The organism is Ruminococcus sp. NK3A76, assembly GCF_000686125.1.
GTDB lineage: Bacteria > Bacillota > Clostridia > Oscillospirales > Ruminococcaceae > NK3A76.
This window is the reverse complement of the sequence record NZ_JMMA01000002.1, coordinates 3,246,880-3,263,422: the sequence shown is the minus strand read 5'-3', so window position 1 is coordinate 3,263,422 and position 16,543 is coordinate 3,246,880. Positions and strand designations below refer to the sequence as shown.

The 16,543-nt window shown below is 50.0% G+C and carries 14 protein-coding genes and 1 tRNA gene; 4 read left to right on the top strand and 11 right to left on the bottom strand.

The window, feature by feature from the left end:
- Nucleotides 1–223 precede the first annotated feature (223 nt).
- Complete coding sequence (locus CD05_RS0115220) at nucleotides 224–1,015, top strand: hypothetical protein (RefSeq protein ID WP_028511202.1); 792 nt, start codon at nucleotides 224–226, stop codon at nucleotides 1,013–1,015.
- 104 nt (nucleotides 1,016–1,119) lie between these two features.
- Here the strand turns inward: CD05_RS0115220 and CD05_RS0115215 are convergent, their stop codons facing one another.
- The 4 genes from CD05_RS0115215 to CD05_RS20115 form a co-directional block, all read right to left on the bottom strand.
- Nucleotides 1,120–2,916: a hypothetical protein gene (locus tag CD05_RS0115215; protein WP_028511201.1), complete on the bottom strand. Its 1,797-nt coding sequence runs from the start codon at nucleotides 2,914–2,916 to the stop codon at nucleotides 1,120–1,122.
- A complete protein-coding gene (locus tag CD05_RS19030) occupies nucleotides 2,906–3,400 on the bottom strand; it encodes an RNA polymerase sigma factor (protein WP_198021604.1) in 495 nt (164 codons plus the stop codon). Before CD05_RS19030 ends, CD05_RS0115215 begins: the two co-directional genes overlap by 11 nt.
- 367 nt (nucleotides 3,401–3,767) lie before the next feature.
- Entirely contained in the window at nucleotides 3,768–4,781 is a 1,014-nt protein-coding gene (locus tag CD05_RS0115205) for a hypothetical protein (RefSeq protein ID WP_028511200.1), read from the bottom strand.
- The gene (locus CD05_RS20115) at nucleotides 4,781–5,311 is read right to left on the bottom strand and encodes a sigma-70 family RNA polymerase sigma factor (protein ID WP_028511199.1); all 531 of its coding nucleotides are present in this window, start codon (nucleotides 5,309–5,311) and stop codon (nucleotides 4,781–4,783) included. The genes CD05_RS0115205 and CD05_RS20115 overlap by 1 nt, the downstream gene beginning before the upstream one ends.
- Before the next feature lie 255 nt (nucleotides 5,312–5,566).
- Here CD05_RS20115 and CD05_RS20730 point away from each other — a divergent pair, with 255 nt between their 5' ends.
- From CD05_RS20730 to CD05_RS0115190, 3 genes are read left to right on the top strand one after another with little or no spacing between them, the layout of a single operon-like run.
- Nucleotides 5,567–5,713 (top strand): hypothetical protein, encoded by a 147-nt coding sequence (locus tag CD05_RS20730; protein ID WP_156947514.1) that lies wholly within the window; start codon nucleotides 5,567–5,569, stop codon nucleotides 5,711–5,713.
- A 21-nt stretch (nucleotides 5,714–5,734) separates the two neighbouring features.
- Nucleotides 5,735–5,926: a hypothetical protein gene (locus CD05_RS0115195; RefSeq protein WP_028511198.1), complete on the top strand. Its 192-nt coding sequence runs from the start codon at nucleotides 5,735–5,737 to the stop codon at nucleotides 5,924–5,926.
- 42 nt (nucleotides 5,927–5,968) lie between these two features.
- Nucleotides 5,969–7,531: a diguanylate cyclase gene (locus CD05_RS0115190; protein ID WP_028511197.1), complete on the top strand. Its 1,563-nt coding sequence runs from the start codon at nucleotides 5,969–5,971 to the stop codon at nucleotides 7,529–7,531.
- 125 nt (nucleotides 7,532–7,656) lie between these two features.
- Here CD05_RS0115190 and CD05_RS0115185 read toward each other — a convergent pair whose 3' ends face one another.
- From CD05_RS0115185 to CD05_RS0115150, 7 genes are all read right to left on the bottom strand, one after another.
- Complete coding sequence (locus CD05_RS0115185) at nucleotides 7,657–8,037, bottom strand: Hpt domain-containing protein (RefSeq protein ID WP_028511196.1); 381 nt, start codon at nucleotides 8,035–8,037, stop codon at nucleotides 7,657–7,659.
- Between the two features lie 54 nt (nucleotides 8,038–8,091).
- Nucleotides 8,092–9,099 carry a MarR family transcriptional regulator gene (locus CD05_RS19020; protein WP_051589065.1) on the bottom strand — a complete coding sequence of 336 codons (1,008 nt, stop codon included), beginning with the start codon at nucleotides 9,097–9,099 and terminating at the stop codon, nucleotides 8,092–8,094.
- 322 nt (nucleotides 9,100–9,421) lie between these two features.
- A tRNA-Met gene (locus CD05_RS0115175) sits at nucleotides 9,422–9,498 on the bottom strand.
- 180 nt (nucleotides 9,499–9,678) lie between these two features.
- Complete coding sequence (locus CD05_RS0115165) at nucleotides 9,679–12,981, bottom strand: AAA family ATPase (RefSeq protein ID WP_028511195.1); 3,303 nt, start codon at nucleotides 12,979–12,981, stop codon at nucleotides 9,679–9,681.
- Nucleotides 12,978–14,096 (bottom strand): exonuclease SbcCD subunit D, encoded by a 1,119-nt coding sequence (locus CD05_RS0115160; protein WP_028511194.1) that lies wholly within the window; start codon nucleotides 14,094–14,096, stop codon nucleotides 12,978–12,980. Before CD05_RS0115160 ends, CD05_RS0115165 begins: the two co-directional genes overlap by 4 nt.
- Before the next feature lie 82 nt (nucleotides 14,097–14,178).
- Complete coding sequence (locus tag CD05_RS0115155) at nucleotides 14,179–15,327, bottom strand: serine hydrolase domain-containing protein (RefSeq protein ID WP_028511193.1); 1,149 nt, start codon at nucleotides 15,325–15,327, stop codon at nucleotides 14,179–14,181.
- A gap of 187 nt (nucleotides 15,328–15,514) precedes the next feature.
- Complete coding sequence (locus CD05_RS0115150; protein WP_028511192.1) at nucleotides 15,515–16,525, bottom strand: HD domain-containing protein; 1,011 nt, start codon at nucleotides 16,523–16,525, stop codon at nucleotides 15,515–15,517.
- Between the last annotated feature and the right edge of the window lie 18 nt (nucleotides 16,526–16,543).

Below are 16,543 nucleotides of genomic sequence, written 5' to 3'. Positions count from 1 at the left end.
TAATAACCTCATTATATCGTTTATGGGTGTCCATACTTATACATTATATATTATATCATACCGGCAAGACTTTTTCTATATAAAAAACTACAAAATTGCGGCATGATTTTTTACATATCCGATAAAGCGGCACAGCCCGACGTAATTGACAACCCTGTAATATTGTGATATAATTATTCCACATAAGATAACACGCTATTATTAAGAGAGGCAAGAAAAAGCTATGGCAACAAGGATATGCAAGTCCTGCGGGGCTGAATACAAGGGCGAATACTGCGACAAGTGCGGCTACGGCAAGCCTGACGTCACTTCAAAGGCGCTCGAAAAGATGAAAAAGGACGGCGCAAAGCCTGTAAGGTTCATGACCCCCGAGGAAAAGGAGGCCTACTACGCCGAGCTTAAGAAAAAGAAGATAAGCGTAAACAGGAACAAAAAGAAGGTCAAGGCGAGCAAGGGAGCAGTGCTCGCAGTTTTTGGCGTGCTGGCGGTCATCGTTGTGATAAGTCTTTTTGCGACTGGCACCATATCGCTCACAAGCAAGACCGCACCGATAGAGGCCTACTTCAAGGCGATAGAGGAGAAGGATTACGCAGGCTTTGCGAACTCGCTCCACCCTGATGTGAGAAAGCAGTATGAAGAAGACATAGCCGTGCTCGGCGCCACCAAGGACAACTACATGAGCGACTACTACTGCAAGGACCTTGAAGACCGCTACGGCGAGGGCTTCACGATAAAGGCCGAGCTCTCAGACCCCAAGAAGCTGAGCGATGACGATGCAAAGAAGATAGGCTCAGAAGCCGGCATAGACTCGCCCAAAAAGCCCTACATGGTCGATGCCGAGGTGACGTTCTCGGGCAGCAAGAAGACCGAGACTGCCGACCTGACGATATACGTTTCAAGCGAGCCGGGCGGATACAAGATATTCTATCTCAAGGCTGCCGAGATACCCTTTACCGAGGATGAGATGTCAAAGGGCGGCACCAACAACTCTGAGAGCAGCTCGCAGCAGCAATAAAAAAAGCAAAGGCACTTATGTCCTGATGAAGACATAAGTGCCTTTACTATTGATAGGGATATGGAAAAGATCTCAGAGGCGCTGCGCTTATCGTCGCTTGTATGCTATCTGGTGAATGTCACCTTCTGCACAGTATCCGGGGTGTGGAGGATATACTGCTCAGTCGCCCCGTCTTCGCTGTATCTCTCTCCGCAGAACAGCGCTCTGCCGTTTTCGATATTTACAGCCACGCCGTCTGCCTTGCAGGTCATATCTATCTTCTCACCTGTATTTGTGAGTGCAAAGGTCGTGCCTATCAGCTTGCCGTCACTGTCATAATCCACTCTTGCAATGATAGTAGCTATGCTTCTGAACTCATCTCTGTGCTGTTCGAGATCCTTGCTGCCAAGTGACGAGTCGTTGGCCACCTCAGTATCATAATACCAATTGCCGGACTCATCAGTGTAGTAAAATTGTCCCGACCAGAAGAAGCTCTCCACTGTTGTCATAGTATATTTTGATGAGCCTGCATTATCCTCCGCCGGGGGTATTGCGTAGATGCTCTTTCCGACTGCAATAGATCTGTCTGGCTTGTCAGGCGTGTTATCAACGTGATCTTCCTCGCTTTCGTCATACAACAGTGTGGCTGTTACCACGCCGGTGCTTTTGTTGATTATCATTATGTCAGTCCATGGGGATTCTGCTGTGACCGAGTAGTTTTTCTCAAATGTGCTCTCCTTTATCTGCTCACACTCATCAAAGAGCTTGGCTGTCACAGCCTCTTTTTTTCCTTTGAGATCAAGTGCCATTATACTGTAGCTCTTGTTGTACAGTTTGCCGTTGTCGCCTAAAATGCCGGCATAGGTGTCCTCGCTCGTCTCGCTGTATACAACAAACACATCGTAAACATACATATTAACAGCATTTTTGGTATACAGCCCCTCTACGCTGATCTTGCTCTTAGCACCCATCTTGTTCTTGAAGGAATACAGCGCCTTGGCTTCTCCGCCCAACGGCTGACGGTATATCGTGCTCTCGCTGCTGCCGTCTTCATTCTGAGTGACTATGGTATAGATAAGTGTCTCGCCGAATACCGGCTGTTCATTATTTTCCTCAGAAGGGTCGTTGCGAAGATTGGCCTGATCCTCCGGCACAAGAGTAAAGGCGCCTATCTGTGCGTTATCGGCGTTTATGCAGAAATTCTCCTCTCTGAGGACAAGCGTTTTGATGTCATATGCAAATATGCAAAGCTCGCCCGAGCGGCCGCCGCTGAGACTGTTGTCCTTGGAGTATGTGTATATCTTTTTTTCGGTCTTTGTGAGGAAGGTCTCCTCCCTGAATCTCGTTGACGTTGCCTTGACATTGCCTGAACGGTCGATGATAGCCGCACCGTCTGTATTTATCATAAGAAAGTTCTCGTAATCAAGCTGGTGTATGCTGTCTGCACCGTCGGCCTTTGCTTCATCAGTGCCGAAGACTTCACTGCCAAGCATAGTATACATACTCTTGGCGCTTGTGAATATCTGCTCTGTCCTGTCAATGCTGCTCTCTGTACCGGAGGTGAGCCTGCCCTTGTTGAATATGCTCACTGCGAATGCGCCGAGAACTATCACGGCTATGCACGCCGCCGCAGCGCCGATATACATAAATGTCTTCGGCCGTCTGACTATTGCAGGAGACTCCGGCTTGTCTGCCTCACCTGACGGCGAAAGGGTCTCTGTTTCTTTCTCCGCCGCCGGTGGGGCTATATCTGATCTTTTGTCCTCAATTATCGAAAACACCGAATTGTCGTTGGCTGCATCATTCACGGGCGTTTCTTTTTTCTTTAGTATACGCTCGCTGAGCAGCCGCTCCCTGACGCCTGCAGGGGGTGTTATAAGATCAAGCGATGAAAAGAGCTTATACATCTCCTTATCCTGCATCGTCCTCTCCTCCTTTCAAAAGTGCCGCAAGCCTTTTTCTGCCACGGCTGAGGGTCGAATAGACCGTACCCTCCTTCATATCAAGCATCTGCGATATCTCTGCTGCCGAATACCCGAAATAGTAGTAGAGCATCATCACGCTGCGCTCGGTGTCTCCCATGTGCGAGAGCGCTTCTGCAAGCTCGCCGCCCTGCTCGGGGGCTGCCGGCTCGCCTGCGGCTGCTATGTGCTCATCAAGGCTTATCACACGCCTGTACGCCAGCCGCAGCATCGAGCGGCAGGTGTTCTGCGTGGTGACAATCAGCCAGGCTTTGAGCCGCTCTCTGTCATTCACGCTGCCCGAGTAGCTCTTGTAGAGCTTCAAAAACGAGTCAGACACAGCGTCCTCAACATCATGCCGCCTGCCCGAGAGCTCGACATAGCATATCCTCCACACCATATCAAAATATTCATTATAGCAGGATATAAATTCCTTTTCCGTCATATCCCTACCTGCTTCCTTCAAAAAAGCATCTGCCAGCGCTCCGCCTGCGCCGCTTTTTTGCCTTTCACTTATAACACGCATCACCCGCCCGCATCCTTGCAGGGGGTGTGAAATTTTTTCTGTATTATGGCAACACCGCACGAAGATTGTGCGCAAATTGCGCAGTCAGCTTTTTCGTCAGATTGCACAGATTTTCCGAAGGAATACTACCGTATTTCAAGGAAAAAATGTGTAATATGACGGAAAAGATGCAAGTAAGTTGCGTACAAAGCCTTCAGGCGGTCTTTGTGCGGTGTTGCCTTATATTATAACATATTATTTGTAAAAAGGAAAGACGGCATTGCTGCCGCCTTTTTTATGCTATCTTTTATTCTGCACGGGTGTAGGTGTATTTGCCGCCGCCTATGATTATCTTTTCGACCTTTTCGGAGTCGATAGTTGTGCCTTTGAATATCACCCCTCTTGTCATGCTTTTTTCTGTTTGCGAAAGGTCAAGGGTCTTGCGGGTCTTGTCTTTATATATAAAGGTCAGCACGCTCTTCTCGCCGCAGCCGTCAAGCAGCCTGAAATCATACGGCGCAAGGGGGCTTGTAAATATCTCATAGTCGCATAGCGAAATATCAGGGAGATCTTTGCATATGAATCTTATCGGTTCGGTGTTTTGCCTTATCGTAAAATCAATAGCCGCCAACCGCTTTATTGACGATAGATATTCCTTTATTATAGGTATGCCAATGTTGTCGCCCTCACGAGTAAGAATGAATTTGTAAGAGCTGCCCTCCAAAGGCTTTGCTGCTATCTGCATATCTATCATCAGGCAACCCGTTTGCTCGTCATAGTTCATTCTCTCGCTGTGCCCGAATTCTGAAATGCTGTATTCATCAAGGGCAATCATCTCGGCACAGATGTCCCCATTACTGTGTTCCTTGATAAAATCACGCCCTGTGTTGTCTGTTCCCTCAAGGGTCATTATTATCCTTGCATTGCGGTCTGTGGCGTATGCCGCAATTACTGTGAATGTAAAATGCTCTGTCACTGTAGCTTTGTTTACTATAATGCCTTTTTCTGTCAGCTCGTTGACAGCGTCTTCGCCAAATACATTTTCTATCACTCTTTCTCGTGGCAGTACAGCAGCCGCCGCAGCCGTGCAGGTAAGCACTGCCGCTGCCGCTATTGCTATAAATGTAGTGCGCTTTATGCGTCTGCGCTTTTTCTGTGTGTTTGTTGTCTCTGTCATAGTTATCCCTGCCTTTCTCTGCGTCAGAGAAAGTATGCGCTCTGCCCTATCCTCATCACATCGCTCAATGCGGCACTCATCACCTGCAAGGGCGGCTTCAACGGGGGTAAGGCTGTCAAAAAGTTCGTTTATACGCTTTTCCATTACATATCCTCCTCCAACATTTTCCTGAGTTTTGATAATGCCCTTGCTATGCGCTTATCCACCGTGTTCGGGCGTACGCCTGTTTCCTTTGATATCTCCTTTGAGCTGAGCCCGTAGAAATACCGCAGCCACACAAGCCTGCTGTCAGGCTCGCCGAGGGCTTTGATAAGCTCTAAAAGCTCGGTACGTTCGCTGTCGGGTGCGCTGTCAGCAAATTCGGGGAGAGCGTCTATATCAACAGTCTCCGCCTCACCTGTCTTTGCCCTGAAAAGGTCGGTGCAGTGCCGTCTTGCTATTATAAGTATCAGCGGGCGCAGGGCGGTGATGTTCTCAAAGCCCCTCTTTTGCCCGAAGCGGTAGAGCTTTATAAAAATATCGCTTGCCGCTTCTTCCATATCACGCTCATCGCACACAGCACCCAGCCTGCCCTTGCAGACAGCAAAGACGTATGCGCTGTAGCTTTTGACTGTTTCATTTAACCCCTGCTCGGGGTCACGGCGCAAAAGCTCAAGCAGTTCATTATCGTTCATTTAATGTTCCTCACCTTGCAAAGTGTCTGAGAGCTGTTTGCCCCCTTCACTTATACTAATCGAAAAACTATGCAAAAATATGACACCGGAGTAAAATAATATGATATTTGTATAATATGCAAATGATTTGATGTTTTAACTATGCAATTTAAAGACACATTGCACATACTGGTTGAATTAAATTGTGCATACTTACGAAATAATTCACGAAAACGTTATAACCACATTAGTAATAATTGACAAGTTCCTGAAAAAGTGTTAAAATATTTATACACGGTAAATATCATTGCAGAAGCTCTGCCTTATGCAGGCGGATATCCTGATCTTACTGTAAAATCACGGCAGGCAGACGGGCTTTTCATATCCTTTGATGAGCAGGCTGGCGGCTGTAGGAAATTCTAAGTAAACGGAGGCGAAGGAATATTGGATAAGAAAAAAAATGCAGGCGCACCGAATAACTCCGAAGAGGTCGATATCAGTGCTAACTCTGATCTGCTAATGAACAGAGTAAACAGTATCATGAGTGCTGTCGAGGACGATGATGACGATGATGAAGCGTTCCTTGAAGAGCTTGCGCCGAAAAAGAAGAAAAAATTCTTAGGTCTGTTCGGCTAAGCCGACAAAAACAAAAATAATACAAGGAGAAGGTAAATCATTATGAGCAAATCAAACAAAACAGGCAAGAGCTTTTCTACCCTTAATTTGATCCTGGTCATTCAGCTTGTCATAATGCTTGGCTTATCGATTTTCATCACACTCACCGTCAGCAGCAAGACAAGAGAGAATGCTATCAACCACATGAACGGTATCACTGATGAACGTGCAAACATCATCAAGAGCTATGTTGAGAACTCTGAGAGAACTCTTTCCTATTTCAGTAAATCAAAGCAGATAGTTGAGATGTTTCTGAACCCCGACGACGGCAACTATAAGTCCGCCGCTCAGGAATACACCCTGCAGTTCGCTAAGGATATCGAGCATAACGAGGGTCTCTGGAGCGGTACTCTTAAGACAGAGGTTATGACCCACTCGAGCTATGACCCCACAAACCCTGACACCGCAGGCATCATAGGCATGGTGACCCGTAAGGACGATGACAAGCGCCAGCAGCTTTTAGACGCTCTTGAGGCAGCAGGCCCCGACGGCGTTTACAACACAGGTATCATCATCTCCCCTGCGAGCGGCAAGCAGTGTCTCTCAATGTACAAGGGCGTTTACAACGACGGAAAAATGGTAGGCTTCGTAGGTCTTGGTATCTACACAGAAGGCCTTATCGACACCCTTGACAAGGTCCCTGTTCCGGGCATCAAGAATTCGTTCTACACAATGGTGAACGTAAACACCAAAAAGTACATCTTCAATAAGGACTCCGACATGATAGACCAGGAGATAGATAACGACGAGCTCCTCGACCTGTGCGACAAGTACAAGGACGAGAAGGGCACCGTTACCGACGAGTATGAGTACAAGAAGGACGGCACGACATACGTTTCTATCTACACCTATATCCCTGAGTACGGCTGGATACTTACTATCGACGATACCCCCGGCGAGGTATTCGAGTTACAGAGAACGATGATAATCTACCTCGGTATATTCGGTCTGGTAGTTTTAGGCCTTATCATCGTATTCAACTTCATCAGCAAGAAGCAGGAGAAGATCAACCAGAAGCTCGTATCCACCATCGCAAAGGCAAACGTTACAAAGAAGTCCCTCAACACAGCTATGTTCAAGGACGTTCTTACCGACGTAAACAACAGAATAAGTCTTACTGTTGACCTGCAGAAGGCAGCAGAGCAGAAGAAGACAGATCCTTACTACTTCGTGATGTTCAATATCTGCGATTTCAGCGGCATCAACTCCAAGTACGGCACTATCGCAGGTGATAACCTGCTTGCCCGTGTCGGTGAAGTTCTTAAGGAGCACTATGAGGCTGAGAACATCTACCGTACAGGTTCCGATGAATTCGTAGTCAAGATCCCCGTAGTCGGCGGCGCGCCTGCCAAGGACGAGGTAATGGACAGAGTAAACATCGCATTCAGAGAGCTGCAGGCTACTATAAGAATCGACCAGGATACAGCTATTTATCCGACATTCAAGGTAGCAGTTATCAAGACAAAGAATAACGTAGACGCTTCTGTAGTATCCTCCATGAAGGATATGACAAACAAGACCGGCGAGGCTACATACGGTCTTATCGACTTCCGTGACATGACCTGATAGATCACTCACCGGATAACACTTAGAATAGCAGACCGCCTGCGGGTAAGCCCCGCAGGCGGTTTTTGTGCGCAAGTACGCCAAAAAACAGGCCTGAGCTTTTCAGACCTGTTTTTGCTTTTTCGTTATTCCGGGAAGAATTCGATTATCTCGTCGTCCTCCTGCTCCTGCGATACATCTGCGTATGCGGACAGCTTATCAATAAGCGCCGTGTATTTTTCGATAAGCACAGCGTGGTTTTCTGATATGAAGTCCCAGTTCTCATCACCGGCAGCCTTTTCAAGCGCCGCTGCAAGCTCTGCGACCTCGTCTGCACCGACTGTACGTGAGGTGCTCTTAAGCGAATGTACGATGATAGAATAGTTCTTTGCGTCGTGATTCTCAAAGAAGTCTCTCAGGCTCACTGCCCTCTCCTGAGCCGAGCGGACGTATTCGCCTATCAGCATACGGTAAAGCTCGTCGTTGTTCTGGCAGTAGCCAAGGCCTTTGTTAAGGCAACACCGCACGAAGATTGTGCGGTGTTGCCTATAGATATCAGGAAAAGTATCACCGTGATGATATCATAAACGCTCGTCTCGGCCGACTCTGACACGTTCTGTGTAAGGGTCTCCTTTATCCAGCGTCCCAGGAATATGCCGCCTATCGAGCATATCATGACTATCGACACATATGTGAGCTTTAGCATCTTTGTCGTTTTGTAACGAAAGCGCAAGCGAGAGCCTGTCGACCGCTTTGCCGTTTGTGAGCTTTCCCGGGTCATAACGCCAGAGTGCTACCCGGCACTGGTCGTTCTCGTTCAGAAGTGATCTTGTTGATGATTTTTCCCACTTGGAAATGCTGTCGGAAGCAAACTCTTTTACGTAAGGCGGATTTATGAAAGCGTATTCAGAAAGCGCAGAGTATCCCCCTGCAAGCAGGTCGTCCTTTATCTCTGACTTGGAAACATATATCTTTCTTTTTACGGGGTCTTTTAGCAAGCCTTTTGCTGACATAAACATTTCTCTCGGCGTTTTGTCGGAATATATCTCCTTGTGAACGCCCTGCTGTTCGGCCTGTATGATCCCCAACTGCTCCAACTGCTTTGATGCCCTTGAAACAGAGGTCGCTGTAAATCCGAGTGCTTTTGCGGCATCAGCGGTCGAAAGCCTGCCGCATCCGTTGTATATATAGTATAACAGCAGCACCTGTGCCGAAGGCAGCAGATCACTGTCAATAGTCTTCTCTGCATCGCCTCGCTCTTGAAGATAGACTGCCATAAAGGGCAGATATATCTGTTTCTCATTCACGACAAACGGGATATGCTCACGCAGCAGATATTCCTTCCGGCGGTATGTCAGACGGTCTGTTACAAGGACAGCCGCCATGCCGCAACTTTTGCTTATCCTGTCAAAATGCTTCTTTACTGCACCTGCCGGGTCAAGCTCTGTCTTTGGATAAACAAATGCAGCCGCCCGACCGTTAAGCGTGACCTTTTGCACCTTATATCTTGAATTGATAAAGTTCGGCATAGAAGATATAGTCTCATAATAAACAACGTTTATCCCAAGCACACGATCAAGAAACTCCATATCCGCACCTCCTGCAATATAACTTAAATTTGTATCATAACATAAATCAAGTTATAAGACAATATTTAAGTTATATACATAGGCACAGCATTTTTTCATAAGCAGAAAAACGAATAATCGTATAATGTTGGTTGAATTTGTATATTCAGCAATATTATCACACCTCGGACTCCTTTTCGTTCAACAAATCCGTTCAACAGATTGTTGAACGGAGCTTCCAAATACGTCAAATTTACCTAAAATATGGAAATTTCACCGCAGGCAGGGTATAAAGAAAACGCCGTATCTACGAGCTTTCATCGTAAATACGGCGTTTTGTGTTTGGTTGCGGGAGCAGGATTTGAACCTACGACCTTCGGGTTATGAGCCCGACGAGCTACCGAACTGCTCCATCCCGCGATGTGTTCTTTTTGGTACTAATATATTATATCACTTTTCATTCTCCTTGTCAATAGGAAAATGAAATTTTTTTATGTTTTTTCGCTGACATATTCTGACATCGCCTGTAAAACCGCCGTTATCCCCCTGCCTAAGGGCGAAAACAGCCCGCAAGCGCTATGCACCTGTGGGCTGTGTATGCTATGAAATTATCGCTTTGCTGCCCTCTCTGGGGTCGTTTTTAACGTATATCTTGTGCTCTATCGTGTTCTGTAGGTCTGTGACGTGGGAGATAAGCCCGACGCTCCGCCTGTTTTCCGAGTCGCAGCCGAGAGCCTTCATGACGAGCGAGAGCGACGAGACATCAAGCGTGCCGAAGCCCTCATCTATAAACAGTGAGTCTATCTCTATGCCGCCGACGCAGGCCTGTATCTCCTCGGCAAGACCAAGTGCGAGCGAGAGCGATGCCATGAACCCCTCGCCGCCCGAGAGAGTGCGCACGTTTCTGAGCGTGCCCTCGTCGTGGTCGTATATGTCGATGTCAAGACCCATTTTACCTCTGCCGAGCTTGTCGATGCTGCGTAAAAGCTCGTACCTGCCGTCTGACATTATCATCATGCGCTCGTTCGCCCGTGCAAGAATGTTGTCAAAGTATGCGCTAAGTACATAGCTCTCGACCGAGAGCTTCTCCTGCCCCTTGACATTGCCGGAGGCGGTGTCGTAAAGCTCCTTTATCAGCGCATACTGCCTGTCAGCATCGCCGAGCTCGTCGGCAGTCTTGGCAAGATTGTCAAGCACGCCCGAGTTTATGCGTATCCTCGTGTCGGCTTCCTCTTTGAGCTTTCTTGTCTCGCCAAGCTCCTTTTCAAGAGACAGCTGCTGCTCTTTTGCCTTTGAAGGGTCATCGTCGGGATAGCGTGATATGGCCTCAGCGAGACTCTTTATGCTGCCCTCGTTTTGTGCTGCCTGTGAGATGCCGGCACTCACCTTCTCTGAGAGCTTGTCTGCATTCTCCCTTATCTGCGCTGCACTTCTGCGTGATAAGTCTATCTCCGCCTGCGCTTTTTCAAGGCTCTCAAGCTTAAGCCCCTGCGCTATGCTCTGCTCTCTTGCCGAAAGCTCCTCAAAGCGTGTCGCCGCCGAAACAAGCTGCCCCTCTATGACACTGAGCTGCCTGTCAAGCTCGGCTGTCTCGCTTTCCTTTTTGGGTATCAGAGCCCCGAGCTCTCCAAATCGCTCGCTGCGTTTTTTCTGCTGCTCAAAGCTCACACTCAGCTCCGAAAGCTCCTTGCCAAGCTGCTCTGTGCGCTTTCTTATCTCGCTGTCGGCAGCTGCAGTGTCGCTTATGCCAAGAGTCGCCGTCAGCTCCCTTTCAAGCTCGTCTGACAGCGCATTTATCCGCCCGTCGAGCTCGCCGATCTCGCTGCTCACCGACGATGCGTTCTGCTGCGCCTGCATGAGCCTCTGCCTTGCCTGCGACAGCTCCTCTTTTTTGACGGCAATGCTCTTTTCAAGCTCCTTGCCCTCGTTTATCTGTGCTGTAAGCTCTGCTTCCCTTTCGCTCAGAAGCCTTGCCTTTTCATCGAGCTCTGCTATCTTCTGCATAGCTTTTGCAGCTGCTTCTTCAAGCGTACACTCTGCCCCGAGCAGCCTTTGTGCGCTGCCGAGCGCTGAGTTTGCAAGCCCTGCCGCCTTGCCGTTCAGCGTCTGCACAAGCTCGTATTTCTTCTGCGCCTGCTCTGCAAGCTGCGCTGCTGCGGCCTTTGCGGATTCTATCTCCTGCTCGTCGGGTATCTTCACCCCTTCGCCGAGCATTATAGGTGCAGGCTTCGGGTGAGATGCCGAGCCGCACACAGGGCATGGCTCGCCGTCCTTTAGCCCGAGTGCGAGTATGCCTGCCCGCTCACGCCTGAGTATGCCTTCAAGCTCCTCATGATGCGCCCTTGCGGCAAGCCTTTGCTGCTCGGCCTTTTCATAATCCTCCGCTGCTGCCTTGTGCTCCTGCCGCAGCTTGCTCACCTTTGCGATGTCTCCTGTCAGCAGCCCCAGCTCCTGCGAGCCTTTAAGGGCGTTCTCCCTCTCGTTGATAAGCTGCTGCAGCTGTCTCGGAAGGTCAGCGCTGCCCTTGACCCTGCCTTCAAGCGAAACTATCTCCTGCTCGCTTTTTTCTATCTCGTCAGCAAGCCGGGCGCTCTTTGCTTCAAGCCCCTCGTGCTGCTTTTTCCTGCTGCTGCGCTGCGCCTTTAGTTCAAGCAGGCTGCCAAGCCGCCCTGAGAGCGCAGATATCCTGCCCTGCTCGATCTGGACGTTCTTTATGCTGCTCTGTATCTGTTCGAGCTTTATCGCCGCATCTTCAAGTGCCGAGCGCTCGGTCTTCAGCTTTTGAAGATCCTCTGCTGCGGCATCTTTATTGATAAGCATCTGCGCCTTCTGCTCGCCTGCCCTGCCGGCTAATGCCTTCTGCTCTGCTGCCTGCTTTGCGACAGAATCAAGCTGTGCGTACACTTCAAGCTGTGATTCTATCTGCGCTGCCTGCTTTTCAAGCTCCAGCGCCTTGGGCAGCTCTGCCTTTGCAGCTTCGAGCAGCTCTTTGCCCTTTTCAAGCTCCTGCCTTAGCGCCTCGCCCTGCTTTTTGGCATCTTCAAGCTGTCTGACAAGAGCGCTGCGCTCCTCTATGCGCTTAAGCACGAGTTCAAGCTCGCCTGTCTTTTCTTCAAGCGCCTTGACCTTGTCATTTTCCTGCGATGACAGCTGCCTGTCGCCTGAGATAAGCTCACCTGTCAGCTCCATAGCCGGTGCTATAGCTGCACTTCCCTGCTCGCTCAGCTCACGGAGCCTTTCGTAAAGCTCGTTGTCCTTTGTGCAGGCTATGCCGCCGAAATAAGCCCTGACCCTCTCGTCAATGCCCTTTAGCTTGTCAGCCCACTCAGCCCTCAGCTTATCGAGTTCCTTTGTGAGCGTATCGTATTTGTCGGTGCCGAAAAGCTGCCCGAACAGCTTCTGCCTTTCAAGGGTAGATGCATTGAGCACCTTGATAAAGTCGCCCTGCGCTATCATCGCTATCCTCGAAAAATGCTTGTAGCTGAGCTTTATTATATCGTTTTGCAGCTTGTCGTCAGCCTTTTTGCCCCTTAGCTCCGGCTGCCCGGGTATGGTGAGGGCTACTGCTGCGTCCTCGGTGGTGTTGCCTGTGCCCTTGTCCTTTTTCCTCTCGTATGCAAAGGAGCGTCTGACGTGGTAGCTTACCCCCCTGCATGAAAAGTCAAGGCTGACATACGCTTCATCAGTAGCAGCGGCACTCCTTGACTTTAGCATCTCCGGGGTGCGGTATTCGCCGCTTGCCTTGCCGTAGAGCGCATAGGCAACTGCATCAAAAAGCATCGTCTTGCCTGCGCCCGTGTCGCCGCAGATAAGATACATACCGTCGCCGAGCCTGTCAAAATCTATCACAGTCTTGCCCCTGTACGGGCCGAAGTGCTGCATTTCAAGCCTGTGAAGTCTCATAGCTGCTCCCTCCATATCTTCTCTGAAAGCGTCGATATTATCTCAGTCTGCTCGGGGGCCATTTCCTTGCCGTTTATCTGCCTGAAAAGCTCCGAGAATACCTCCTCCGGGCTGCGGTCCTTGTGCGCCTTTATATCCGGCACAATGCCTGCCTGTCCGCCACGGCGCACCTGATCCCACGAGATGAGGTTCGGGAAATACACCCTCAGCTTGCTGCCTGCCTGCGGCACTCTCAGCTCGTCTGTCAGTATGATGTGTACATAGTCCTCCGAGGGGTTCTTTATTATCTCGTCAAACTCATTCTCTATCTCACGCAGATCACGAATGGGCGAGAACTCCTCATATTTAAGCGTGAGCTCGCCGTCTGCGCCTATCTCGCCTACGATCATGCGCTTTTTGTGCTTTTGCTCCGAGAGGGAGTATTTCAGCGGCGTGCCGCTGTAGCTTATCCTGTCTGAGCCCACACTCTGCAAACCGTGCAGATGCCCGAGTGCGACATAGTCAAAGCCCTCATACACGCTGCCGTCAACATTTTCAAGGCCGCCGACCGAGAGTACCTCCGAGTCGCAGGTCACACCGCCTGTGACGAACTGGTGGCTTATAAGCACATTGCGCCTGTTTTCAAAGTCGATGTCCGCCGCCCTGATCGCTGCTCGCACAGCATCGGTGTAGTTCTCTATCTTTGTGTCTTCAAAGAAATGCCGCACCGTCGCAGGCCTTACAAACGGCAGCATATACACATCCACCTCGCCGAATTCGTCGGTGACGGTGTGTTTAGAAAGCCTGCCGTCGTAAACGGGCGAAATATGCACTCCGCTCCTGTCCATAAGAGCCGAGCCGAATGCCAGACGCTCGGGAGAGTCGTGGTTGCCGCTTATGACGAACACCTGAACGTCAAGCTCTGCGAGCGAGCTTAAAAACTCATCAAACAGCGCCACCGCCTCTGCCGGGGGTATCATTCTGTCGTACACATCGCCTGCGATGAACACCGCATCGGGCTTATGCTTTTTTACCGCCTCTGTGACCTGGCAGAGCACGGCTCTCTGGTCATCAATAAGGCTGAATTCCTTTAGCTTCTTGCCAAGATGAAGGTCTGCAATATGAATGAACCTCACGGCTTTCTCTCCTTTCAACGATCACAGGCAATACAGCCCTCTTTAGCCTGTATTGCCTGAAATAAAACGTGATACCTATTGCTTATTGCCCGAGTGCTGCGTATGCCGCATTGACTATGCCCCTTGCAAGAGGTGTAGTGCCTGCGCCAGTACGCTGAACGAACAGTGTTACCGATATTTTCTCGGTCGGGTCATTGAGCAGGAATGTCCCCGTCCAGCCGTCCCAGCCAAATGACCCCTTTGTAGCAAACAGCCCTGCTGCGTTCGGGTCTTCAAGTGTTCTTACAAAATTTGCATAGCCAAAGCCCTTGCAGGAATCCCAGTCAAAGGTGCGCTTCTGCTCAGGGGTAAGGCCGTTTTGCTGCATAAACCTCACAGCGCTGCGGCTTATAACGCCCTTGCCGCCGCAGGAGAGCTCAGCACCCAAGCGTGATAAGTCTCTTGCCGTAGTGAAAATTCCTGCGCCGCCCGATTCAAAGGCAGGGGGCTTGTCGTAGTCGTATATGCAAAGGTTTACCCAGTCGGGCTTTTTGGGGGGCTGTGCGGCGTTCTCGTAAAGAACAGCCAGCCTGTCACGCTTGTCCGCCGGCACATAGAACGCCGTGTCCTCCATGCCTAAGGGAGCGAAGATGTTCTCTCTTAAGTAATCGCCGTAGCGCATACCTGTCAGCTTCTCGATAACTGCGCCCATTATGTCAGCCGACGAGCCGTACATCCACTCAGCGCCTGCCGGGAACATAAGCGCCGTCTTGCCAGCCTTTGCAGCAAACTCAGCCGTTGTAAGGCTCTTGCCGTCGTTTATGCTCTTGTCAAGCTCGCCCCAGAGGTCGTTCATGCCCTCTATGCCCTCGTGACTGTCGCCGGGGTAGGGTATGCCGGATGTCATGTTTAAAAGATCTCTTATCCTTATCTTCGGGCTTTCGAGCTTCTTGCCGTCTCTTATATAATAGGCTTCCGAGAACTCGGGTATGAACCAGCCGAGCTCCCAGCTTGTGTCGAGCTTTCCACGCTCGAGAAGCTGCATTGCAGCCGTGGCGGTTATCACCTTCGAGCAGGAGAATGCCCTGCATATCGTATCCTCAGAAAACGGCACGCCGCCCTCTACGTCAGCATATCCGGCAGCGCAGGAATAAACTTCCTTGCCGTCCTTTGTTATTACAGCAGCAGCGCCGTTCTCAGAATGGCTCTCTATCGCTGCGTCCATTATATTCTTTATCATATCAAGCTCCATAAAAGACTTCCTCCTTCATATATAATGATTATAACATCTTTATAACGGCGCTGTCAACACATTTTTGCATGATGTGCATAGTTTTGCCCATACAAAAAAGCCGCCTTGATGTAAGACGGCTGTATTAAGGCAATACCACACGAAGATCGTGCGCTGATCGCACAGTCAGATCCTTGTGCGGTTTTGCCTATTCTTTGCTGCTGTATGCCGGCCTGTAGAGCTTGCCTTCAAAGCCGAAGGGCGTTTTCTTCGTTATGTCGCCCGGCTGCACCTTTGCATACTCCCTTTCGCAGGAGTTTATCTTGGCATCGAGGTTGTCAAGATAATGCAGCGCAAATGCCTCGGGTATGGCAGGCGGTGCCGCAGCGCCCCACTCACGGCTGCCGTGGTGAGAAAGTATCATGTGTGTCAGCAGCCTCACCTTCTCGTCCACAAAGCGTGGTGAATCCTTGTTCTCGGCATAGTATCTGTCAACAAAGTTGCTCACGAGCTTTGCCCCCATGTATATGTGGCCAAAAAGCACGCCCGAGCCTGTCACCTCGCTGCTGCCGATAACATCGGTGCTGTATTCCCATATCTTGCCTATGTCGTGTATCGCCGCAGCACTGAGCAGAAGCTCACGGTCAAGCTCCGGGTAAACGCCGCATATCTGCTCGGCAGACTTGAATATCCTGTAGGAATGATATATCAGCCCGCCCTTGAAATTGTGGTGCATAGACACTGCTGCAGATGAGTGGATATACTCTGCCTTGTATTTATCAAGTATCATCACCGCAAGGTCAGCAAGCGGCTTTGCCTTTCCGCCCCTGTCATCGGCGGCATTGTTAAGGCCTGCTATCATCTCGTCATACATGACCTTTACATCAATAGGCGGTGTCACGATAAAATCGCTTATCGTGTACTCTGTGCCGGTGTAGGGGGTCATGGCGGTTATGTTGTAGCTGCGCCCGTTGAACCGTGCGACCTTTATCGCAGCATTTGCGACCGAGCCTGCGTAAAGGCCCTTGTCAGCCGCCTGTGCCGCAGTAGTCGAAAACAACATGGCGCTGTATTCCCCCTCGCCGTCGAGCAGGGTAAAGCGCAGGTGGGTGTTGCCGCCCTCCTTCTTTGTTTCCTCTATCGCCTTTATGAACACAGGCCTCTCGAATTCCTCATCGACCTTTGCCTGTGCAAGTGTTTTGAAATCGCCAAGGGGCATATTACCATTCCTCTCCTT